The sequence below is a fragment of the Reyranella sp. GW821-FHT12G01 genome (assembly GCF_058806575.1).
Genome location: NZ_JBXAPV010000001.1, coordinates 703,464 through 726,804, shown reverse-complemented (window position 1 = coordinate 726,804; position 23,341 = coordinate 703,464). Strand labels below are relative to the sequence as shown.

The 23,341-nt window shown below is 66.9% G+C and carries 16 protein-coding genes; 10 read left to right on the top strand and 6 right to left on the bottom strand.

Translation table 11 applies throughout. From position 1 onward, the window contains the following. Positions 1-14: 14 nt before the first annotated feature. The 5 genes from AC1RP5_RS03470 to AC1RP5_RS03450 form a co-directional block, all read right to left on the bottom strand. On the bottom strand, positions 15-941 hold the full coding sequence (locus AC1RP5_RS03470) for a branched-chain amino acid ABC transporter permease (RefSeq protein ID WP_493109183.1): 927 nt from the start codon (positions 939-941) through the stop codon (positions 15-17). Positions 942-953: 12 nt separating this feature from the next. Then, positions 954-1,745: an ABC transporter ATP-binding protein gene (locus AC1RP5_RS03465; RefSeq protein WP_493109182.1), complete on the bottom strand. Its 792-nt coding sequence runs from the start codon at positions 1,743-1,745 to the stop codon at positions 954-956. A 5-nt stretch (positions 1,746-1,750) separates the two neighbouring features. Beyond that, on the bottom strand, positions 1,751-3,712 hold the full coding sequence (locus tag AC1RP5_RS03460) for an AMP-binding protein (protein WP_493109181.1): 1,962 nt from the start codon (positions 3,710-3,712) through the stop codon (positions 1,751-1,753). An 87-nt stretch (positions 3,713-3,799) separates the two neighbouring features. Beyond that, positions 3,800-5,152: a sensor histidine kinase gene (locus AC1RP5_RS03455; RefSeq protein WP_493109180.1), complete on the bottom strand. Its 1,353-nt coding sequence runs from the start codon at positions 5,150-5,152 to the stop codon at positions 3,800-3,802. Then, positions 5,149-5,829: a response regulator gene (locus AC1RP5_RS03450; protein ID WP_493109179.1), complete on the bottom strand. Its 681-nt coding sequence runs from the start codon at positions 5,827-5,829 to the stop codon at positions 5,149-5,151. The genes AC1RP5_RS03455 and AC1RP5_RS03450 overlap by 4 nt, the downstream gene beginning before the upstream one ends. A gap of 144 nt (positions 5,830-5,973) precedes the next feature. Here AC1RP5_RS03450 and AC1RP5_RS03445 point away from each other — a divergent pair, with 144 nt between their 5' ends. The 6 genes from AC1RP5_RS03445 to AC1RP5_RS03420 all read left to right on the top strand — a co-directional run bounded on the left by AC1RP5_RS03445 (position 5,974) and on the right by AC1RP5_RS03420 (position 17,105). Beyond that, on the top strand, positions 5,974-7,218 hold the full coding sequence (locus AC1RP5_RS03445) for an efflux RND transporter periplasmic adaptor subunit (protein ID WP_493109178.1): 1,245 nt from the start codon (positions 5,974-5,976) through the stop codon (positions 7,216-7,218). A gap of 51 nt (positions 7,219-7,269) precedes the next feature. Further along, positions 7,270-10,425, top strand: coding sequence for an efflux RND transporter permease subunit (locus AC1RP5_RS03440; RefSeq protein ID WP_493109177.1), 3,156 nt, complete (start codon positions 7,270-7,272; stop codon positions 10,423-10,425). Then, complete coding sequence (locus AC1RP5_RS03435) at positions 10,422-11,963, top strand: efflux transporter outer membrane subunit (RefSeq protein ID WP_493109176.1); 1,542 nt, start codon at positions 10,422-10,424, stop codon at positions 11,961-11,963. The genes AC1RP5_RS03440 and AC1RP5_RS03435 overlap by 4 nt, the downstream gene beginning before the upstream one ends. Before the next feature lie 27 nt (positions 11,964-11,990). Continuing rightward, positions 11,991-13,040: an adenylate/guanylate cyclase domain-containing protein gene (locus tag AC1RP5_RS03430; RefSeq protein WP_493109175.1), complete on the top strand. Its 1,050-nt coding sequence runs from the start codon at positions 11,991-11,993 to the stop codon at positions 13,038-13,040. A 74-nt stretch (positions 13,041-13,114) separates the two neighbouring features. Beyond that, entirely contained in the window at positions 13,115-16,288 is a 3,174-nt protein-coding gene (locus tag AC1RP5_RS03425) for an efflux RND transporter permease subunit (RefSeq protein ID WP_493109174.1), read from the top strand. A gap of 19 nt (positions 16,289-16,307) precedes the next feature. Beyond that, positions 16,308-17,105: an alpha/beta fold hydrolase gene (locus tag AC1RP5_RS03420; RefSeq protein ID WP_493109173.1), complete on the top strand. Its 798-nt coding sequence runs from the start codon at positions 16,308-16,310 to the stop codon at positions 17,103-17,105. Between the two features lie 7 nt (positions 17,106-17,112). Here the strand turns inward: AC1RP5_RS03420 and AC1RP5_RS03415 are convergent, their stop codons facing one another. Next, on the bottom strand, positions 17,113-18,123 hold the full coding sequence (locus AC1RP5_RS03415) for a tetratricopeptide repeat protein (protein WP_493109172.1): 1,011 nt from the start codon (positions 18,121-18,123) through the stop codon (positions 17,113-17,115). A gap of 111 nt (positions 18,124-18,234) precedes the next feature. Here AC1RP5_RS03415 and acnA point away from each other — a divergent pair, with 111 nt between their 5' ends. Genes acnA through AC1RP5_RS03395 form a run of 4 tightly spaced genes read left to right on the top strand, consistent with a single transcriptional unit; the run spans position 18,235 to position 23,295 of the window. Then, positions 18,235-20,922, top strand: coding sequence for an aconitate hydratase AcnA (gene acnA, locus AC1RP5_RS03410; protein WP_493109171.1), 2,688 nt, complete (start codon positions 18,235-18,237; stop codon positions 20,920-20,922). 20 nt (positions 20,923-20,942) lie between these two features. Then, complete coding sequence (locus AC1RP5_RS03405; RefSeq protein ID WP_493109170.1) at positions 20,943-21,497, top strand: DinB family protein; 555 nt, start codon at positions 20,943-20,945, stop codon at positions 21,495-21,497. Continuing rightward, the gene (locus AC1RP5_RS03400; protein ID WP_493109169.1) at positions 21,497-22,618 is read left to right on the top strand and encodes an alpha/beta fold hydrolase; all 1,122 of its coding nucleotides are present in this window, start codon (positions 21,497-21,499) and stop codon (positions 22,616-22,618) included. Before AC1RP5_RS03405 ends, AC1RP5_RS03400 begins: the two co-directional genes overlap by 1 nt. 5 nt (positions 22,619-22,623) lie before the next feature. After that, positions 22,624-23,295: a nitroreductase gene (locus tag AC1RP5_RS03395; protein ID WP_493109168.1), complete on the top strand. Its 672-nt coding sequence runs from the start codon at positions 22,624-22,626 to the stop codon at positions 23,293-23,295. The last annotated feature ends 46 nt before the right edge of the window (positions 23,296-23,341 follow it).

Sequence of the window (23,341 nt, the reverse complement as noted above, 5' to 3'; positions counted from 1 at the left end):
GGGCGCTCCTGCCGTCAGACGCGTTCGATGATGCGTTCGCCGAACAGGCCCTGGGGCCTGACCAGCAGGAACAGCAGCGCCAGCACGTAGGCGAACCAGATTTCTATGCCGCCGCCCAACGAGGGACCGAGGAACACCTCCGCGACCTTCTCGCCGGCGCCGATGATCAGGCCGCCGACGATGGCGCCGGGCACCGAGGTGAAACCGCCCAGGATCAGCACCGGCAGCGCCTTGAGCGCCAGCAGCGACAGCGAGAACTGGACGCCGAGCTTGCTGCCCCACACCGCGCCAGCCGCCAGCGCCACCAGTCCCGCCACCAGCCAGACGACGAACCAGATGTAATTCAGCGGAATGCCGACCGATTGGGCCGCCGCATGGTCGTCGGCCACGGCGCGCAGCGCGCGGCCGATCCGGGTCGTCTGGAAGAACAACGCCAGACCCGCGACCAGCAGGCCCGCGATGACAGCCGCCCAGATGTCGAGTTCGTTGACCAGGATGCCGCCGTCGAACAGCGATTCCAGGACGAAGATCGGTTCCTTGGGCAGGCCGATGTTGAGCGGATAGACGTCGGACCCGAACACGGTCTGCGCCAGCCCCTCGATGAAGAAGGTGACGCCGATCGTCGCCATGAACAGAATGATGCCTTCCTGGTTCACCAGCTTGCGCAGCACCAGCCGCTCGCAACCCCAGGCGACCAGCGCCATGACGGCGGCGGCAAAGACGAAGGCGCAGATCAGCGCCAGGGCGAACGGCCACTTCCACTGCGTCTGCATCAGGTCGAGCGCCCGCACGAGGGCCAGCCCGGCCGTCAACACCATCGCGCCCTGCGCGAAGTTGAAGACGCCCGACGCCTTGAAAATCAGCACGTAACCCAGTGCCACCAGCGAGTAGAGCACGCCCGCCAGGAGCCCGCTGATCAGCACTTCGAGGAAGAAACCCATCGTCCCGTCCCTTCAGTGACCGACGCCGAGATAGGCGGCGATAACGGCCTCATTGCTCTTGATCTCGTCGGGCACGCCGTCGCCGATCTTCTTGCCGTAGTCGAGGACGACGACCCGGTCGGAGATGTCCATCACCACGCCCATGTCGTGCTCGATCAGGCAGATCGTCGTGCCGAACTCGTCGTTCACGTCGAGGATGAAGCGGCACATGTCCTGCTTTTCCTCGATGTTCATGCCGGCCATCGGCTCATCGAGCAGCAACAGGTCAGGCTGGGCGGCGAGCGCGCGGCCGAGTTCGACGCGCTTCTGCAGGCCGTAAGGCAGCCGGCCGACCGGCACCTTGCGGACATGCTGGATCTCGAGAAAGTCGATGATGTCCTCGACGACGCGGCGATGGGCGATTTCCTCGCGCCGCGCGGGACCGAAATGCAGCGCCTGCCAGAACAGGCTGGTCTTCATGCGCAGGTTGCGCCCGGTCATGATGTTGTCGAGGGTCGACATGCCGCGGAACAGCGCGATGTTCTGGAAGGTGCGCGCGATGCCCTGCGCCGCCGCCTCGTAGGGCCGCATGCGGCTGCGCTTCACGCCCTTGTAGGTGATGGCGCCCTGCTGCGGGTGATAGAAGCCGTTGATGCAGTTCAGCATAGAAGACTTGCCCGCGCCGTTGGGACCGATGATGGCGCGGATCTCGCCCTTGCGGATGTCGAAGCTGATATCGGTCAGCGCCTTCACGCCGCCGAACGACAGGCTGATGCCTTCGACGGACAGCAGGACCTCGCTGAAGGAACGCGCGCGAACGTCCATCGCGTTCAGCCCGCTTTCCTGAGGGCCGTGTGAGGCGACACGTCGCGGATGGCGACATCGCCTTCGATCGTGCCCTTGCGGCCATCCTCGAAAGTCACGTCGACCTTGATGTAGGCGCTGCGCGAGCCGTCGTAGAGCGCGTCGACCAGTGGCTTGTAGCGTTCGGCGATGAAGCCGCGCCGAACCTTGTTGGTGCGCGTCAGCTCGCCGTCGTCGGCTTCGAGCGCCTTGTGCAGGATCAGGAAGCGCCGGATCTGGGCGCCCGACATACGCGGATCGGCGGCGAGGTCGCGATTGACCTGTTCGATCTCGCCCTGGATCAGGTCGTAGACCTCCGCTCGTGCCGCCAGCTCCTGATAGCTCGCATAGGCGATGTTGCGCCGTTCCGCCCAGTCACCGACCGCCGTCATGTCGATGTTGACGAAGGCGGACACGAAATCGCGGCCATTGCCGAAGGCCACCGCCTCGTTGATATGGGCGAAGAACTTGAGCTTGTTCTCGAGATACTTGGGCGCGAACAGCGTGCCGTCGGTCAGTTTCCCGACATCGCTCGCCCGGTCGATGATGCGCAGGTGGCCGCGCTCGTCGAGATAGCCGGCGTCGCCGGTATGAACCCAGCCCTCGTCGGTCTTGGCGTCGTTGGTCGCCTGCGGGTTCTTGAAATACTCCTTGAACACGCCGGGGCTGCGATAGAGCACCTCGCCCGAGTCCGCGATCCGGAGCTCGACCTGCGAGACCGGCTTGCCGACCGTTTCGGGATAGACCTCGCCGTTGGGATGGATGGTGAGGAACACCGAAGCTTCGGTCTGACCGTAGAGCTGCTTCATGTTCACGCCGAGCGCGCGATAGAAGTTGAAGATCTCGGGCCCGACCGCCTCGCCCGCCGTGTAGGCCACGCGCACGCGGCTCATGCCCAGCGTGTTCTTGAGCGGCCCGTAGATCAGCAGGCTGCCCAGCGCATAGAGCAGCCGATCGCCGACCGGCACCGGTTTCCCGTCGACCAGCGAAGGCCCCACGCGCCGTGCGACGCCCATGAAGAACTGGAACATCCGGCGCTTCAGCACGCCGGCATCCTCCATGCGGATGGTGACCTGGGTGATCAGGTTCTCCAGCACGCGCGGCGGCGCGAAGTAATAGGTCGGGCCGATCTCGCGCAGGTCGGTCATCACCGTCGTTGCCGATTCCGGGCAGTTGACCACCAGCCCGACGACGTAGCCCTGCGCATAGGAGAAGATGTGATCGCCGACCCAGGCCATCGGCAGGTACGAGAGCAATTCGTCGCCGGCCCTGAGCCCGTCGAACGCCGCGCCGGCCTTCGCCGCCCAGACGAGATTGTCGTAGCTCAGCACCGCGCCCTTGGGCCGGCCGGTCGTGCCGGACGTGTAGAGCATGATGGCGTCGTCACTGCCGGCGCCCTTGGCGACTTCCGACGACACGGTATCGGGCGCCGTCGCGAGGAGCCGGGCGCCCCGCGCCTGCACGTCGGCATAGGATTCGAGGTTGGTGTAGTGCCGCAGCCCGCGCTTATCGACGTAGAGAAGGGTCGTGAGCGACGGCACCTTCTTCTGGATCTCCAGGAGCTTGTCGACCTGCTCCTGGTTTTCGGCGAGCGCAAAGCGGGCACCGGCATGTTCGACGACATAGGCCAGCTCGTCGGCCACTGAATCCTGGTAGACCGGCACGGGCACGCCACCCAGCGACTGAGCCGCGCACATCGACCAGTAGAGCTTGGGCCGGTTGTCGCCGACCACGATCAACCGGTCGCCGCGACGAAAGCCGAGGTCCGCCAATCCGGCGGCCAGCAGGCGTACCTCGTCGGCGACATGGGCCCAGTCGTAGGTCTGCCAAATGCCGAATTCCTTTTCCCGGTAGGCCGGCAGATGGGCGCGCGTCCGCGCAAGCCCCGCCAGGCGCTTGGGAAACGTGTCTTCTTCGTCGATCGCGGTAACGGCCGTGCCCGTCGTCATCCCTGCGTCGCTCCCGTGGCCTGCCCTTTATTCACTTGGTTTTGAGGCAGTTCCGTCAGGCAGTTGGCCACAGGCCCTTCGGAGCGGTCAAGCGAGCCGCAGGCGCAAGGTGAAGACCGATCCGCCTTCCGGCCGGTCGTCGACCGTGATGGTGCCGTCATGAGCGGCGGCCACGCGGGTCACGATGGCCAGGCCCAACCCGCGGCTCTCGGGCCGCGAGCGATCGCGCCGCCAGAAGCGCTTGAAGATCGTCTCGCGCTCGGCCATCGGCACGCCGGGACCCTCGTCCAGCACCCGCACCGTCCCGTCGGCGGCGACATCGACCTCGATCGTACCGCCGGCCGGCGTGTGGCGGATGGCGTTTTCGACCAGGTTTCGCACGGCGCGGAACAGCGCCTCGGCATGGCCGCGCACCCAGACCGGCGTCTCGACCCCGGTGAGCGCGATGGTCTTGCCGCTGTCGACCGCGAGCGGCGCCATGAAGGTCACAGCATCGACGCAGACGGACTGCAGGTCGGCCTTCGAATCGCCCCCCACGACGAAGGCCTCGAGTTCGGCGATGTCGAGGACCTGGTTCACCGTGCGCGTCATGTTGACGATGTCGGCTTCGAGCGACCGGCGCAGCGGCACGTCTTCCATCGTGTCGACGCGCGCGCGCATGATCGCGAGCGGCGTCCGCAGTTCATGCGCCATGTCGGCGGTGAACTCGCGTTGGGCGCGGAACCCCGTCTCGAGGCGGTCGAGCGCTTGGTTGACGGCATGCACGAGCGGCACGATCTCGGCCGGCATCGACTGCTCCGACAGCCGGATATCGGCGCTGGTCGGCCCGATCGACGCCGCCGTGTCGGAGGCTTCGCGCACCGGATCGAGGGCGCGGCGGAAGATCATGATGTCGATCAGCAGCAGCAGAAGCAGGATCGGGAAGGTGATCCAGGCGACCCGCGGGAAGAACGAGGCGACGATGTCGTCGATGATGACGTCGCGATGCGCCAGGTCCTGGCCGACCTGGATCCAATAGAGGTGATCGCCGATGGCGCGCGGAACATTGACGCCGATGAGGACCGTGCCGTTGCTACGCCGCCGGGTGAAGGAATCGGTCGTCAGCGATTCGTTGGCCGCCGAAAGCGGCACGTCGTCATGCCGCGATGTGAACAGGACCTTGCCCTTGGAATCGAGGATCGCATACGCGTAGAGGCCGTAGCCGCCCGAATAGATCGGCTCGGCTTCCTGCGGGATGTCGAGCGTGACGTCGCCGTCCGCCGTCGGCCGCAGGAAGCTGGCGATGGTCAGGGCCTGGGCCCGCAGGGCGTCGCGATGGAGGCTGTTGGCGGCTTCGTTCAGCAGCCAGTAGAGCGCCAGCGGCATCAGGATCGACGTGACCCCGATCGCCACGACATGAAGCGCGACGACGCGGGAGATGATCGAGCGGAAACGCCTCAAGCGGCTTTTTCCTCGGCCAGCAGATAGCCGACGCCGCGCACCGTATGGATCCTCACCGTCGCGCCGCAATCCGAGAGCATCTTGCGCAGGCGATGGACGTAGACCTCGACGGCGTTCGAGCCGACATCGCCCGACAGGCCGAAAAGTTGATCCTCGAACAGGCGCTTGGGGACCACGTTGCCGCCGCGCCGCAGCAGGATTTCCAGGATCGCCGTTTCGCGCGCCGGGAAGACCCGCACCGTGCCGTCGACGAAGACCTGCCGCCCCTCCGTCTCCAGCGAGACGTTACCAAAAGTAAGCTGCCGCCCGAGCAGGTTGCCCGGCCGGCGCAGCAGCGCCTGCAGCCGCGCCACCAGCTCCTCCATGGCGAACGGCTTCACCAGATAGTCGTCGGCGCCCGCGCGGAGGCCGTTGACCCGGTCGCTCACGCCATCGCGCGCCGTCAGCACGAGGACCGGCGTCGAATCGCCGCGCCCGCGGATGCCGCGCAGCAGCGACAGGCCATCCTGGTCGGGCAGGCCGAGATCGAGGACGATCGCGGCATAGCGCATCGCGGCCAGAGAATGGGCCGCATCGCCGGCATTTCCGACGGAATCTGCCGAGAATCCGTTGCGAGCGAGGCCCTTGACCAGCAAGGCGACGAGCTCGGTATTGTCCTCGACGAGAAGGACCCTCATGGGGTGCCGGCCCTCCCTGGCCATGATCGCGTTGCGCCGATCCTAGCACGCCCGCGAGGGTAGACCGGCAACTAAGCGGCAAGTCGGGTGCCAAGTCAGGCCCAAGTCAGGTGCACGTAATGTGAAGCACCTAGGTTGCGCGCCATGACCAGCGCCCCCCAAGCTCCCACCGTTTCCCGCCTGCGACGCCACCGCCTGTGGTTTGCCGGTGCGGGCATTGCCGCCGTCGTGCTTGCCGGCGTGTGGATGGTCGATACCGGGCCGACCAACGCCCTCGTCCGCCCCGTGGTCGCCGTGGAGAACGACGGCGCGTTCCATCCGAGCGAGACGCAGTGGGCGGGCCTCCGCTTCGCCCCGGTCGATGCCGTGTCCTTCCGCGACGAGCGCGCGACCGACGGCAAGATCGGCATCAACGAGGACACCACGACCCCGGTCTTCTCGCCCTATTCCGGCCGCGTGACGCGCCTGATCGCCAAGCCGGGCGACCATGTCGAGCGCGGCGCCCCCCTGTTCGCCGTCGAGGCCAACGAATTCGTCCAGGGCCAGAACGATCTCGTGACGGCCGTCGCCGGTGTCGAAAAGGCGCGGTCGAAGCTCGGCCTCGCCCAGAATTTCGAGAAGCGCCAGAAGGAACTGCTGTCGATCCGCGGCGGCTCGCTGAAGGACCTCGAACAGGCCCAGTCCGACCTCGTCGCGGCGCAGGGCGACCTGCGCTCCTCCGAGATCGCGCTGGCCGCCGTGCGCAACCGCCTGCGCATCCTCGGCCGCACCGACGCCGAGATCGACGCCCTGGAGAAGGTCGACCATATCGGCGCGGAAACCATCGTGACGGCGCCGATCGCCGGCACCGTGATCCAGCGCAAGGTCGGCCTCGGCCAGTACATCAACGCCGGCGCCACCGACCCCGTGTTCAACATCGGCGACCTGTCGAAGGTCTGGCTGATCGCCAACGTCCGCGAGTCCGACGCCCCCAAGATGAAGGTCGGCGCGCCGGTCGAGGTTTCCGTGCTCGCCCACCCCGGCCGCACCTTCAATGCCAAGCTTGCCTATGTCGCGCCGTCGCTCGACCCCAATTCACGCCGCCTGCCGGTGCGCGCCGAGATCGTGAACGCCGATCGCGAACTGCTGCCCGAGATGTTCGCCAGTTTCCGCATCGTCACGGGTGAGCCCACGACCAACCCCGCCGTCCCCCAGGAAGCCGTCGTCTATGAAGGCGCCAACGCGCGCGTCTGGGTGACCCGTCCGCAGGACAAGTCCGTCGTTTCGCGCCCGGTCGAAGTCGGCATGACCTCGAACGGCATGGTTGAGGTCAAGAAGGGCCTGGCCGTGGGCGAGAACGTCGTGACCAGCGGAACGCTCTTCATCGATCGCGCCGCCAAGCGCGACTGACGGCCCGCCGCGTTCGCGCGGCCCGGCCTTCCTCAACACGACGGTCGTCTCATGCAGTCTCTTGTCGCCGCCGCCCTCAAGCAGCGAATCCTCGTTGTCATCCTGAGCGTGGTGCTCTCGATCGCCGGCCTGTTCGCCTACGCACGGCTGAACATCGAGGCCTATCCCGATCCGGTGCCGCCGCTGGTCGACATCATCACGCAGAATCCCGGCCAGTCGTCGGAAGAGATCGAGCGCTACATCACGATCCCGATCGAGGTCCAGATGGCGGGCTTGCCCTACATCCAGGCCATCCGGACGGTGTCGCTGTTCGGACTTTCCGACGTGAAGGTGCAGTTCACCTACGACGTGACCTACCAGCAGGCGTCGCAGATGGTGATCAACCGCCTGTCGCAGCTCGGGCCGCTACCCAATGGCGCCCAGCCCACCCTGTCGCCCACCAGCCCGATCGGTGAAGTCTTCCGCTACCGCATCGTCGGCCCGCCGGGCTATTCGGTGGCCGACCTCAAGACGCTGCAGGACTGGGTGCTGGAGCGCCGGCTGAAGGCGATCCCGGGCGTCGTCGACGTCACCGGCTGGGGCGGCAAAACCAAGACCTACGACATCACGGTCAACCTCGACCGGCTGATGGCCTACGGGCTCACCCTGAAGCAGGTACTCGACGGACTGAACAACGCCAACGTCAACGTCGGCGCCAACACCGTGAACATCGGCTCGCAGTCGGCGATCGTGCGCAGCGTCGGCCAGATCCGTTCGATGGACGACATCCGCAACACCATGCTGACCGTGCGCGACGGCGCGCCGGTGCTGGTCTCCGATGTCGCCGACGTGACCGTGGGCAACCAGCCCAGGCTCGGCATCGCCGGCCAGAACGACGACGACGACATCGTGCAGGGCATCGTGCTGATGCGGCGCGGTGCGGAGACCATGCCGACCCTGACCGGCGTGCTGGCCGAGGTCGACAAGATCAACAGCGGCGGCATCCTGCCGCCCGGCGTGCGCATCGAGCGCATCTACGACCGCAGCTCGCTCGTCAACATCACGACCCATACCGTGTTGCACAACATGATCGTGGGCGTCTGCCTCATCTTCCTGATCCAGTGGCTGTTCCTCGGCGACCTGCGCAGCGCGCTGATCGTCTCCGCCACCATTCCGTTCGCGTTGCTGTTTGCGGTGGTCGTTCTGGTGCTGAGCGGCGAATCGGCGAACCTGCTGTCGATGGGTGCGATCGACTTCGGCATCATCGTCGACGCCACCGTCATCATGGTCGAGAACATCTTCCGGCATCTCTCGGAGGGCGACCACAAGAGCGGTCCGCAGCGACGCGCGCCGGACGGCCTCACTGGCAAGCTGGCGACGATCTTCAATGCCTCGACCGAGGTCACCAAGGCGATCTTCTTCGCCGCCACCATCATCATCGCGGGATTCCTGCCGCTGTTCACCCTGTCGGGCGTCGAAGGCCACATCTTCGGACCGATGGCGCGAACTTATGCTTACGCACTACTGGGCGGCCTGATCGCCACGTTCACCGTGTCGCCCGCGCTCTCCGCCCTGCTGCTGCCCGACAAGATGGCGCATGTCGAGACACGTGCCGTGCGGATCCTGCGCCGCGGCTACGAGAAACTGCGAAACCTGGCGATGGCCAGCCGCAAGGCGACGGTCGCGGCCGGCCTGGGCGCGCTGGCGCTGGCCGGCCTGGCCGGCAGCTCGATCGGCCTGGAATTCCTGCCCAAGCTCGAGGAAGGCAACATGTGGATCCGCGCCGTCATGCCGGCGTCGATCTCGCTGGAAGCCGGCAACGACTACGCCAACCGCATGCGCAAGCTGATCAAGAGCTTCCCCGAAGCCGAGACCGTGATCTCCCAGCACGGCCGTCCCGACGACGGCACTGACTCGACCGGCTTCTTCAACGCCGAGTTCTTCGTGCCGCTGCGCCCCATGGACCAGTGGCGCAAGGGTCTCGACAAGGAAGCGCTGATCGCGGAGATCGACAGCGCTCTCGAGAAGGCATTCCCCGGCGTCGAATTCACCTTCTCCCAGTACATCCAGGACAACGTCCAGGAAGCGGCCTCCGGCGTGAAGGGCGAGAATTCGGTCAAGATCTCCGGCAACGACCTCGAGACGCTGGCCACGCTCGGCAACGAGATCAAGGCGGTCCTCGCCACCGTGCCCGGCATCACCGACCTCGCCGTGTCGGCGTCGCTCGGCCAGCCGACCATCCGCATCGACATCGACCGCGCGAAGGCCGCGCGCTACGGGCTGGCGCCGGGCGACATCAACGCGACCGTCCAGGCGGCGATCGGCGGACAGGCGGCAGGCGACGTCTACGAGAGCGGCAGCGATCGCCATTTCCCGATGGTCGTCCGCCTGGCGCCGCGCTATCGCGGGAACCTCGATGCGATCAGCCGCATCCCGATCGGCGTCCAGGGCACGAACGGCGTCACCCAGGTGCCGTTGAGCGAAGTCGCCAAGGTCGAGCTGGTCTCGGGCGCCTACTACATCTATCGCGAACAGCAGGAACGCTACGTCCCGGTGAAGTTCAGCGTCCGCGGCCGCGACCTCGGCAGCGCCATCCTGGAGGCGCAGGAGCGCGTCGCGGAGAAGGTGAAGATCCCGGGCGGCTACCGCATCGAATGGGTCGGCGAATTCGGCAACCTGAAGAACGCGTTGCAGCGGCTGGCCATCGCCGTGCCGATCGCCATCGGCCTGATCGGCCTGCTGCTCTACATGAGCTTCGGCTCGTTCCGCGACACGCTGCTGGCCGCCAGCGCAATCCCGATGGCGCTGATCGGCGGCATCCTGGGCCTCTGGGTGGCCGACATGTCGTTCAGCATCTCGGCCGCCATCGGCTTCGTGGCCTTGTTCGGCATCGCTGCCATGAATGGCATCATGGTGTTGAGCTGCTACAACAGGTTGATCGACGATGGGCGCGACCGCGAGACGGCTCTTTATGAAACCTGTGACGTGCAGATGCGCCCCGTTCTGATGACCTGCATTGCCGCCGCCGTCGGCCTGCTGCCCGCCGCCTTCTCGACGGCGATCGGCAGCCAGGTCCAGCGGCCCCTCGCCATCGTCGTCGTGGGTGGCACGCTGCTCGCGCCGCTGCTCTTCCTTACGGTACTGCCGGCGACCATCGCGCTGTTCTCGCGCCGCCGTGCGCCGGTGCCGGCGTCCCACGCTCACGATACAGTCGCGGAGGCAACATGATGCGACGCTCCCTGATCGCGGCGCTGCCGCTCCTGGCGGCAGGCGCCCTCGCCGGCTGCACCGTCGGCCCCGACTTCGAATCTCCCGAGGGGCCGAAGGCCGCGACCTACGTTCCCGACCAGAAGAGCAACCTGGTCGCCGCCGGCATTCCGGGCGGCGAGGCGCAGCGTATCGTGCAGAGCATGGACATCCCCGGCCAGTGGTGGGGCGTGTTCCAGTCGCCGCAGCTCAACAGCCTGATCGAGCGGTCGCTGCGCGCCAATCCCGACATCAAGGCCGCCATTGCCGGCCTGCGGGTTGCCCAGCAGAATGCCCGGGCGCAGCGGGCGACGATGTTCCCGACGGTCTCGGGCAGCTTCAGCGCCACGCAGAACCAGACCCCCGACACCCTGCAATCCGCCACGGCCGACCAGCAGCCGATCTATGGCCTGTTCGTCGCGGGCCTTCAGATCACCTACGCGCTCGACCTGTGGGGCGGCAATCGCCGCCAGATCGAATCGATGGACGCGCTGGCCGAGGCGCAGTGCTTCCAGCTCGAGGGCGCCTATCTGTCGCTGGCCTCGAACGTCGTCGCCGCCGCCATCGTCGAGGCGTCGCTGCGCGGCCAGGTCGAGGCGACCAAACGCATCATCGCTGCCCAGCGAGACACGCTCGGCATCCTGACGCGGCAGTCGGGCCTCGGCGCCATTCCCGGCGCCGACGTCGCCACCCAGCAGGCAGCTCTCGCGCAGGCGGAGTCCACGCTGCCACCGCTCGAAAAGGCGCTGGCCCAGCAGCGGAACCTGCTGACCACGCTGACCGGCCGACTGCCCAGCGATCAGGTCTCCGAGCGTTTCGAGCTCACCGACCTCAAGCTGCCGGCCGAACTCCCGCTCACCCTGCCCTCTCAGCTCGTCGAGCAGCGGCCCGACATCCGCGCCGCCGAAGCCAACTTGCATGCTGCCAGCGCACAGGTCGGTGTCGCGATCGCCAACCAGCTGCCGCAGGTCACCCTGGGCTTCGGGATGAACTCCAGCGCGCTGACGCTCGGCACACTGTTCATGCCGGGCCTGGCCGGCGCCACCACCGGCGCCAGCGCCCTGCAGACGCTGATCGATGGCGGCGCGCTCGCGGCCAAGAAGCGGTCGGCGGTCGCAGCGCTCGAGCAGGCCGATGCCCAGTACCAGTCGATCGTACTCACCGCGTACCGCAACGTGGCCGACACGCTGAACGCGCTCGAATACGACGCGCTCGCGCTGAAGTCCGCCGTCGAGGCCGAACGGGCCGCCGCCACCGCGCTCAACATCGCGCGCCGCCGGCTCGAACTCGGCGATACGACCTATGTGTTCGTCCTGATTGCCGAGCTGACCTACCAGCAGACGCTGCTTACCCGCGTCCAGGCGCAGGCGGCGCGCCTGACCAACACCGCTGTGCTGTTCCAGGCGCTGGGCGGCGGCTGGTGGAACCGCGACGGCGGCGGCAGCAGCCCGGGCAACGGCCGCTCGCGCTGCAAGCCGCCGGCCTCGCCCTGGTCCATCTCCTCGAACACCCAGCGCTGATACGGCAGCCCGGGCGCGATGTCGCGCATGGCCACCGGGGAACAATCCATCCCGATAGCGTCGTCGAAAGCCGGCGTCCTGCTCTCGGCGTTCATCCTGTCCGCCGTCGTGGGATATGGCGACGTCGTCACCGGCGACCTGCGCCTCACCGCCCTCTATCTCGTCATCATCTTCGGCGCTTCGTGGCTCGCCGGCCGCTGGATCGGCGTCATTGCCGCGCTGATCGATTTCGCCTGGATGATCGGCGCCAATCCGCCGCCGCCCTTCACCGGCCCCCGCATCACCTATTACGTCGTTGAAGGCATCGGCACGGCGGCAGTGTTCCTGGCCTGCGCCATCCTGGCCGACCGGTTACGGCACAGTCTCGAACGGGAGCGGCTGCAGAATCTCAACCTGTCACGCTACGTGCCTTCCGAGCTGGCCGGCCTGCTGGCCCGCGAAGGCCTGAGCGCCGCCCATGGCCGTCGCACCAATGCCGCGATCCTGTTCATGGACATGCGCGACTTCACCGCCGCCGTGCAGACCATGGAGCCCGACGCCCTGTTCGGCTTCCTGCAGGAATATCGCACGCTGATCTCGCGCGTCGTCGAGGCCGAGGGCGGCCTCATCGACAAGTTCATCGGCGACGGCGTGCTCGTGGTCTTCGGCGCCGTGCGACCCTCGGCCGGCGACGCCGCCTCGGCAATCCGCTGCGGCGCGCGGTTGGTCGGAGCGATCGACTCCTGGAACAAGGAGCGAGCCCGCCAGGGCGAGCCGCCGGTGCGGGTCGGCGTCGGCGTGCATCATGGCGAGATCGTCATTGGCGCCATCGGCGACGCACAGCGCCTCGAATATTCCGTCGTCGGCCATGCCGTGAACGTCTGCTCGCGGATCGAACGGTTGACGAAGAAGTACGGCTCGCCGCTCCTCGTGTCGGCCGATGCCATGGCGGAAGCGACACGCAGCGGCATGTCGTTCGACGGCTGGCACGATCTGGTCGACGAGGACGTGCACGGCGTCTCGGGTATCCTGCGCCTTGCGTCGCCCGGTTTTGCACAAGAACACACGGTTGCAGAGACAGTGTACTCGCAACGCTAGTGCGTGTGCGCGACTTGTGTATAGCTCCCCTTCGAAGGCACCGCCGCTCAACGGCCTGCCATTGAGGGTCGTGGATGAATGCAATCGTCGGCGCTGCACTCCGTCAGCGCATCCTGGTATTGATTCTCGCGGCTCTGCTGATCGCCGGCGGCCTGTTCGCCTACAAGCAACTCAACATCGAGGCCTATCCCGACCCGGTGCCGCCGCTGGTCGACATCGTGACCCAGAATCCCGGCCAGTCGTCGGAAGAGATCGAGCGCTACATCACCATCCCGATGGAAGTGCAGATGGCAGGGCTTCCCTACGTGAAGTCGATCCGCTCCATCTCCCTGGTCGGCCTCAGCGACGTGAAGGTGCAGTTCACCTACGACCTGACCTATCGCGAGGCCGCCCAGCTCGTGACCAACCGGCTGGCCCAGCTCGGTCCTCTGCCCAACGGCGCGCAACCCATCATCTCGCCGACCAGCCCGATCGGAGAGATCTTCCGCTATCGCGTGACCGGTCCGAAGGGATTCAGCGTCACCGACCTCAAGACCATCCAGGACTGGATCCTGCTGCGCCGGCTGAAGGCCGTGCCCGGCGTGATCGACGTCACCACCTGGGGCGGCAAGAGCAAGACCTTCGACATCACCGTCGATCTCGACCGCCTGCAGGCCTACGGCCTCACGCTGAAACAGGTCGTCGACGGGCTGAACGGCGCGAACATCAATGTCGGCGCCAACACCGTCAATCTCGGGCCGCAATCGGCCGTGGTGCGCGCGGTCGGCCAGATCCGGTCGCTGGAGGATATCGGCCACACCATGCTGATGGTGCGCGACGGCTCGCCGGTCCTGGTGTCCGACATCGCCGACATCTCGATCGGCAACGAGCCGCGCCTGGGCGTCGCCGGTCACGACGACGATGACGATGTCGTGGAAGGCATCGTCCTGATGCGGCGCGGCGCGGAAACCATGCCGACCCTGCGCGCCGTCGAGAAGGAGGTCGAACGTATCAACGCGTCGAGCCTGCTGCCGCCCGGCGTGCGCATCGAGCGCATCTACGACCGCAGCGTCCTGGTCGAGGTGACGACCCACACGGTGCTGCACAACATGGTGATGGGCGTCTGCCTCATCTTCCTGATCCAGTGGCTGTTCCTCGGCGACCTGCGCAGCGCGCTGATCGTCTCCGCCACCATCCCCTTCGCGTTGCTGTTTGCCGTCGCCATCATCGTGCTGAACGGCGAGTCGGCGAACCTGCTGTCGATGGGCGCGATCGACTTCGGCATCATCGTCGATGCCACCGTCATCATGGTCGAGAACATCTTCCGCCATCTCGCGGAGGCCAGCCATGCGCCGGGCAGGCGACGACTGAGGCAGGAACCCGAAGGCCTCACCGGCAAGCTGTTCACGATCTACGAAGCCTCGGGCGAAGTGACCAAGGCGATCTTCTTCTCCGCCACCATCATCATCGCGGGCTTCCTGCCGCTGTTCACCCTGTCGGGCGTCGAGGGTCGCATCTTCGGACCGATGGCGCAGACCTACGCCTACGCGCTGGCGGGCGGCCTGCTGGCCACCTTCACCGTGTCACCCGCGCTCTCGGCGCTGCTGCTGCCGAACAAGGTCTCCGAGACCGAGACCTTCCTCGTGCGCGGACTGCGCCGTCTGTATCGCCAGGCCTATTCGCTGGCGTTGGCCTGGCGCCACGTCATGCTGGCCGTCGGCCTCGGCGTGCTGGTGACGGCGGGCTTCGCCGCCAGCACCGTCGGCCTCGAGTTCCTGCCGAAGCTGGAGGAAGGCAACATCTGGATGCGCGCGGCGCTGCCACCCTCGGTCTCGCTCGACGAGGGCAACGGCTACGTCAACCGCATGCGCAAGCTGGTGAAGAGCTTTCCCGAAGTCGAGACGGTGATCTCCCAGCACGGACGGCCCGACGACGGCACCGATCCGGACGGCTTCTCCAACGCCGAGTTCTTCGTGCCGCTGAAGCCGGCCGACAAGTGGCGCAAGGGGCTGGAGAAACCCGACCTCATCAACGAAATGGCCGACGCGCTGCGCAAGGGTTTCCCCGGCGTCACTTTCGCCTTTTCGCAGTACATCCAGGACAACGTCCAGGAGGCGGCCTCCGGCATCGATGCCGAGAACGCCATCAAGATCTCCGGCCCCGACCTCACGACCTTGCGCAAGATCGCCGTCGACATCCGCCGCGTGCTGGAACGGGTGCCGGGCATCACCGACATCCAGGTGCCGCCGCTGCTCGGCCAGCCCACCATCCGCATCGACATCGATCGCGCCAAGGCCGCGCGTTACGGCCTGTCGCCGGGCGACATCAACTCCACGATCCAGGCGGCGATCGGCGGCCAGGCGGCGGGTGATCTCTACGAGGAAGGCAGCGACCGCCACTTCCCGCTGCTCGTCAGGCTGGCGCCGCGCTATCGCCAGGACATGGACGCGATCCGTCGCATCGCCATCGGCACGCCCGGTCCCAACGGCACGGTCGTGCAGGTCCCGCTGGGCGAGATCGCGACGGTGAAGCTCGCGACGGGCGCCTTCTACATCTATCGCGAACAGCAGGAACGCTACATCCCGGTGAAGTTCAGCGTGCGTGGCCGCGATCTCGGCGGCGCGGTCCTGGAGGCCCAGCAGAAAGTGGCCGAACAGGTGCAATTGCCGAGCGGCTATCGCCTCGACTGGGCCGGCGACTTCGTGAACTTCGAGAGCGCCATCGCGCGGCTTGCCATCGCGGTGCCGATCGCCATCGGGCTGATCCTGCTGCTGCTCTATGTGAGCTTCGGCTCGCTGACCGACACGCTGCTCGCGGGCGCGGCCATGCCGCTGGCGCTGTCGGGCGGCATCATCGCGCTGTGGCTGGCCGACATGTCGTTCAGCATTTCCGCCGCCATCGGCTTCGTCGCCCTGTTCGGCATCGCGGCCATGAACGGCATCATGGTGGTGAGCTGCTTCAACCGCCTTGTGGCCGCGGGTGTCGAACGCGAGCAGGCACTGCGCGAAACCTGCGAACAGCAGATGCGCCCCGTCCTGATGACCTGCGTCGCCGCCGCCGTCGGCCTGCTGCCCGCCGCCTTCTCGACGGCGATTGGCAGCCAGGTCCAACGGCCCCTCGCCATCGTCGTCGTGGGCGGCACTCTGCTGGCACCCTTCCTGTTCCTGACGGTGCTGCCAGCCGCGATCGGTGTGTTCTCGCGCCGCCGGGTCGCAGCGCCCGCAGCCCAGGGCGATCTCGGACGTGACACCGCCTTGACCGAAGCCTGAGGCCCCTCGAAAAGAGGCGATGCCCTCTCCCGACGAATTGATCGATCTCGGCGACCGCCGCCTGCGCGTGCGCCGGCTGGCGCCCGCACACGATGACGGATTCGACCGCACGGTGCTGGTCTTCCTGCACGAAGGGCTGGGCTGCATCGAGATGTGGCGCGATTTCCCGCAAAGACTCTGCGACGCCACGCGCTGCACCGGCATCGTCTACGACCGCACCGGCTATGGCGGGTCGAGCGCATGGCCGTCCGATCCCGGCGTCCGCTACATGGAGATCGAGGCCGATCTCGTCCTGCCGCGCCTGCTGGCCACGCTCGGGGTCGAGGATTGCGTGCTGGTCGGCCACAGCGACGGCGGCACGATCGCGCTGAACTACGCCGCCACCGATCCCGAACCCCTGCGCGCGGTGGTGACCCTGGCGGCACACGCGATCAACGAACCGATCTGCGTCGAGGCCATCGCCAAGGCCCGCGCGGCATTCGCCACGGGCGACCTGCGCCAGAAGCTCGCCAAGTATCACGGCGCCAATGTCGACGGCGCCTTCCATCTCTGGGCCGATGCCTGGGTGGCACCAGGCTTCGAGCCGATGGACGCCAACGGCCGGCTACCCGGCGTCGCGGTGCCGGTACAGGCGATCCAGGGCGAGGACGACGAATACGGCACCGAGCTTCAGCTCGGCATCATCGCCGGCAAAGTCGGCGGCTATTGCGAGACGCGGCTGGTGCCGGACTGCGGCCACAGCCCGCACCTGCAGCAGCCCGCCTATACGCTGTCGGAAATCACCCGTTTCGTGTCGCCGCTGGCACTGGCCGGCTGACCAGCGCCTAGGGCCGCTTCAGCTCGCTGGACGCGGCCCAGTTCAGCTCGGACGTGGTCGGGCAGCGCGCCTGGGCCAGCTGGAACTGCTCGCGCGCCTTCTGCTTGTCGCCGCGGCGGACCGCATCCATGCCGATGAAGAAGGCCGCCGGGCACTTGCCATTGGTGCGCTTGGCCGCGTCGTCGGATTCGGCGGCCACTTCGAGTTCGCCGGCCGTGCCCTTGCCGATCAGGAAGCGGATGATCGGACCCGGCCATTCGTTGAGGCTCTCCGCCCCGGCATCGCGGGTGAGCGCCGCCCGGGCGTCGCGCTTGGCGCGGACCTGCGACGCGTAGCGCCACAGCAGCGGCGCCTGCTTGGACTTGAATGTGGGACGGCCCGCCAGGGTCGATTCGAAATCGTCGGCGGCCTGCGAATAGTTGCCGAGATTGAAATTGGCCTGGCCCCGGTAGAACAGCGCCGACGAGCGCTCGCCCGGGGTCTGGGCGCCAGCCAGGGCGTTATCGAGCAGGCCCAGCGCCCGCTGGAAGTCAGCGATCTGCATATAGACCTGCGCCTGGGCGATCAGTAGCGAGGGATCGCCGGGCTTGCGCTGCAGCGCGCTGTCCAGGGTGCGCAGCGCCGCCGCCCGGTCGCCGCCACCCGCCAGACCGGGCATCGTGGTCGACAGCACGACCTGCCAATTGGCCGGCAGGACCTTGCCCATCTCGGCAATGTCCTTCTGGCTATCGGCCTCACGGCCCAGCCGGCTGAGCTGGAAGGCGCGGATGCTGAGATAGATCGAGCGGTCGAAGGCCGAGAGCTGCGAGGCCGACAGGATCTTGTTCAGCGATTCGAGCGAACCCGGGCCGCTGCCGCCTGGAGCGGCGGGCGCGGCAGGGCTCGACGAACCGCCTGACGAGAATTCGCGTGCCGACGGGTCCCAGGATTCAGTCGCATTGCGCTGCGCCGACGCCTCGCCCGCGAGGGCGAGAAACGACGCAAAAGCTGCAAATACATGAACAATTTGGCGTCTCATGCGCCCAATCTGGCATAACAGCCGCAAAGCCGCATCCGCCGATTGCCTGTGGGGGTTCATGCCCCTATTTTGCCCCACATCCGCAGAGACCGACCCTTCAGGAGTAAAGATATGGCCGCCGCCCATCCCAACAGCTTCAAAGCCCGCAAGACGCTGAAGGTCGGGAGCCGCAGCTACACTTATTTCAGCCTGAAGGCGGTTGAAAAGGAAGTCGGCGACCTCTCCCGCCTGCCCTTCTCCCTCCGCGTCCTGATGGAAAATCTTCTCCGCAACGAGGATGGCACCAGCGTCAAGAAGACGGACATCTCGGCCTTCGGCGAATGGCTGAAGAACGGTGGCCGCTCGGCCAAGGAAATCAACTTCCGCCCCGCCCGCGTGCTGATGCAGGACTTCACCGGCGTCCCGGCCGTGGTCGACCTCGCCGCCATGCGCGACGCCATGAGCAAGCTCGGCGGCGACCCCAAGAAGATCAACCCGCTGGTCCCCGTCGACCTGGTCATCGACCACTCGGTGATCGTCGACAATTTCGGCAATTCGAGCGCCTTCGGCGCCAACGTGAAGCTCGAGTACGAGCGTAACCTCGAGCGCTACCAGTTCCTGCGCTGGGGCTCGATGGCGTTCGACAATTTCCGCGTCGTGCCGCCGGGCACCGGCATCTGCCACCAGGTCAACCTCGAGTACCTGGCCCAGGTCGTGTGGACCAAGAAGGAAGGCAAGGAGACGATCGCCTATCCCGACACGCTGGTCGGCACCGACTCGCACACCACGATGGTGAACGGCCTGGCCGTGCTGGGCTGGGGCGTCGGCGGCATCGAGGCCGAGGCCGCCATGCTCGGCCAGCCGCAGCCGATGGTCATTCCCGACGTGGTGGGCTTCAAGCTCACCGGCAAGCTGAAGGAAGGCGCGACCGCGACCGACCTGGTGCTCACCGTCACGCAGATGCTGCGCAAGAAGGGCGTGGTGAACAAGTTCGTCGAATTCTACGGCGAGGGCCTCGAGGACCTGCCACTGGCCAACCGCGCGACCATCGCCAACATGGCCCCGGAATACGGCGCGACCTGCGGCTTCTTCCCGATCGACGAGATCACGCTGGGCTTCCTCAAGACCACCAACCGTGGCCAGGCCGCCAAGCTCACCGAGGCCTATGCCAAGAAGCAGGGCCTGTGGCGCTCCAAGAAGTCGCCGGAGCCGATCTTCACCGACACGCTGTCGCTCGACCTCGGCGACGTCGTGCCGAGCATGGCGGGCCCGAAGCGCCCGCAGGACCGCGTGCCGCTGGCCGAAGCCGCCCACCAGTTCGTCGCGAACATGGAGAAGGAGTTCGACCGCAAGGACGACGGCAAGCGCATCGCCTGCGAGGGCACCGACTATGACCTCGGCCACGGCGACGTGGTGATCGCGGCCATCACCTCCTGCACCAACACCTCGAACCCCTACGTCATGCTGGGCGCCGGCCTGATCGCGCGCAACGCGGTGAAGCTCGGCCTCAAGGTCAAGCCGTGGGTGAAGACCTCGCTGGCCCCGGGCTCGCAGGTCGTGACCGAATACTTCGAAGCCTCGGGCCTGCAGAAGGACCTGAACAAGATCGGCTTCAACCTCGTGGGCTACGGCTGCACGAGCTGCATCGGCAACTCCGGCCCGCTGCCCGATCCGGTCACCAAGGCGATCGGCGACGGCGACCTGGTCGTGAGCTCGGTCCTCTCGGGCAATCGCAACTTCGAGGGTCGCGTCAATCCGCTGACCCGCGCCAACTACCTCGCCTCGCCGATGCTGGTGGTGATCTACGCGCTGGCCGGTTCGATGAAGATCGACATCACCAAGGATCCGATCGGCGTCGGCAAGGGCGGCAAGCCGGTCTACCTGAAGGACCTCTGGCCCTCGAACATGGAAGTCGCCAAGACCGTCGACAAGTTCGTGACGGCCAAGGCCTTCAAGAAGCGCTACGCCAACGTCTTCGAGGGCGACCGGTTCTGGCGCGGCATCAAGACCAAGCCCAGCCTGACCTATACCTGGGACGACAACTCGACCTACGTGCGCAACCCGCCGTACTTCGAGGGCATGCAGGCGACGCCGGGCGCGCTCAGCAACATCAAGGGCGCCCGCCCGCTCGGCCAGTTCGGCGACTCGATCACGACCGACCACATCTCGCCGGCCGGTTCGATCAAGAAGGACAGCCCCGCCGGCTCGTACCTGATGGAACACGACGTCCAGCCGAAGGACTTCAACCAGTACGGCACGCGTCGCGGCAATCACGAGGTGATGATGCGCGGCACCTTCGCCAACATCCGCCTCAAGAACGAGATGGTCCCGGGCATCGAGGGTGGCTACACCCACCACTTCACGACAGACCAGCCCGAGCCGATCTACGACGTGGCGATGCGCTACAAGAAGGAGCACACGCCGCAGGTCCTGATCGCCGGCAAGGAATACGGCACCGGCTCGTCGCGCGACTGGGCGGCGAAGGGCGTGAACCTGCTGGGCGTCAAGGCCGTCGTCTGCGAGACCTTCGAGCGCATCCATCGCTCGAACCTGGTCGGCATGGGCGTGCTGCCGCTGCAGTTCAAGGACGGCATGACGCGCAAGACGCTGAACCTCACGGGCCGCGAGACCTATGACGTGAGCGGCATCGACGGCGAGCTGAAGCCCGGCATGGACGTGCCGCTGACCATCCATCGTCCCGACGGCGCGTCGGAGACCATCATGCTGACCTGCCGCATCGATACCGCGGAAGAGGTCGGCTACTTCAAGAACGGTGGCGTGCTGCACTACGTGCTGCGCAACCTGGCCCACGCGGCCTGACGCCGGCGGACACGGGACCCATGGCGGCGGGGCTACCAGGCCATGCCGTCGCCATGGCCCGCAACAACATCTGGGCGAACCACCGGCTGCTCAACGCCTGCAAGGCGCTGACGCCGGAAGAGTTCGCCGCCCCGCGCACGAGCTTCTTTCCCTCGCTGCGCGCCACGCTCAATCACATCCTCTGGGTCGATCGCTATTACATCGACGCGCTCGAACGCGACCCGACGGTGTTGAAGCGCTATCACGACCCGATTCCGGATTACCCTGACGCCGCGTCGCTCTACGACCAGCAGATCGCGAGCGACCGCAGGCTGCTCGCCTTCTGCGAGCGCCAGACCGAGGAGAGCCTGGCCGAGGGCCTGTCGCTGCCGCGCCCCAACCGGACGCCACCGCCCTCCAGCGTCATCTCGATCCTCGAACATCTCTTCCAGCACCAGACACATCATCGCGGCCAGGCGCACGCCATGCTGGCCGGCACGCCGGTGAAGCCGCCGCAGCTCGACGAGTTCTTCCTCGCGGGCGAGCAGCATCTGCGGCGCGATGAGTTGCTGGCGCTGGGCCTCGAACCGAGCTGATGCGCCCGCGCTCTTCCTTCGCCGGAGCGGCCATCGAGGTGAGCGATCTCGCGCGCTCCGTGGCTTTCCATCGCCTGTGGCTGCCGATGCTGGGCTTCCATCGCGTCTGGACCAGTCCCGACCGGGTGATGTGGTCGCGCGGCTACGATCACTTCGTGATGCGCCAGGCCAAGGACGGCATCTCCTACGGACCGGGCGCGCTGTGGCTCGCCGTCTCGGCCGAGAGCCGCGGCCAGGTCGACCAGGTCTTCGCCGAATTGCGCGACGCCGGCGCCGAGATCATCCAGCGGCCGCAGGAACTCGACTATCTCGCACCCGGTTATTACTCGGTGGGCTTCCGCGATCCCGACGGCGTGCCCATCGAGGTCATGCACCGCTGGGAAGACCTGCCCGACGTTCCCGACGCCGAGCAGGTGCGCGTGCCCGGCCACGGCGTCAGTCTCGGCGGCTACTTCTTCAAGCCGCAGGCCGGCCAGCCGCCCTATCCAGCGCTGATCCTGCTGCATGGTTTCGCCGGCCATGCCCACAACATGGTGGGCCTCGCACGCGCCGCGGCGAACAACGGCTACGCGGCACTGGCTCTGTCGCTGCGCGGCTGGCTGGGCTCCGAAGGCGAGAACGACCAGGGCCTGCGCCAGCCGCTCGACGTGCTGGCCGCCATCGACTGGCTGGCCAAGCGCCCGCTGGTCGATCGCGATCGCATCGCGCTGGTCGGCGCCTCGATGGGCGGACAGGTGGCGCTGCTCGCCGCCGCGCACAAGCCGCCGGTGCGTGCCGTCGCCGCCTTCTTCGCGCCCACCGATCTCGCGCGCTGGCGCGAAGCCAATCCGTTCATGCGCGACTATCTCGACGATCTCTGCGGCCCCGAGGGCCTGCCGGTGCGCTCGCCGATCCTGCGGGTCGCGCAGATCGACGCGCCGGTCCTGCTGCTGCACGGCGATCGCGACGAGAACGTGCCGGTCGAGCAGTCGCTCGCCATGGCCGAAGCGCTGCGGGCCCATGGCAAGGATGCCGAGGCCGTCGTGGTGCCCGGCGCCACCCATTATTTCACCGAGCAGCAGAACGCCGCCGCGCGGCGCACGCTGTTCGACTTCCTGCGTCGTCATCTCACCCGGAGCTAGCGTCCATGCGCGTGTCAGAAGCCGTCAATTCCCGCCGCTCCATGCGCGTCTTCAAGCCCGATCCAGTGGCCAAGGCCGACGTCGAATGGATCATCGAGAATGCCAACCGCTCGGCTTCGAACGGCAACCTGCAGCCGTGGAAGCTCTACGTGACCATGGGCGCGGCGCGGAAGCGGCTGTCGGCGGCGATCCTGAAGGCGATGGATGACGGCGATAACGGCCCGGGCGCAGAATACAATGTCTACCCGCAGGAAATGACGCCAGTCTACGACGCGCGCCGCAAGCTGGTCGGCAAGCAGCTCTATACCCTGCTCGGCGTGCCGCGTGGCGACGCGGCCGGCATGCTGAAGCAGTTCCGCAAGAACTACGAGTTCTTCGACGCACCGGTCGGCATGATCCTCACCGTCGAGAAGCGCATGGGCAACGGCCAGTGGATCGACTGCGGCATCTTCCTCGACCAGCTCATGCTGCTGGCCCGCGAGAAGGACCTGCACACCTGCCCGCAGGCCGCGTTCAGCCGCTACCAGCACGTGGTGCGGCGCGAGCTCAACATCCCCGACGACCAGACCGTGATCTGCGGCCTGGCGCTGGGCTACGCCGATCCCGACGTGGTGCCCAACAGCCTGATCACCGAGCGGGCGCCGATCGGTGATTTCACGACCTGGATCGCGGAGTGACGCCCAAAGTCGAATTGCCGAGCCCGCCGGGCACACGCTAAAACGC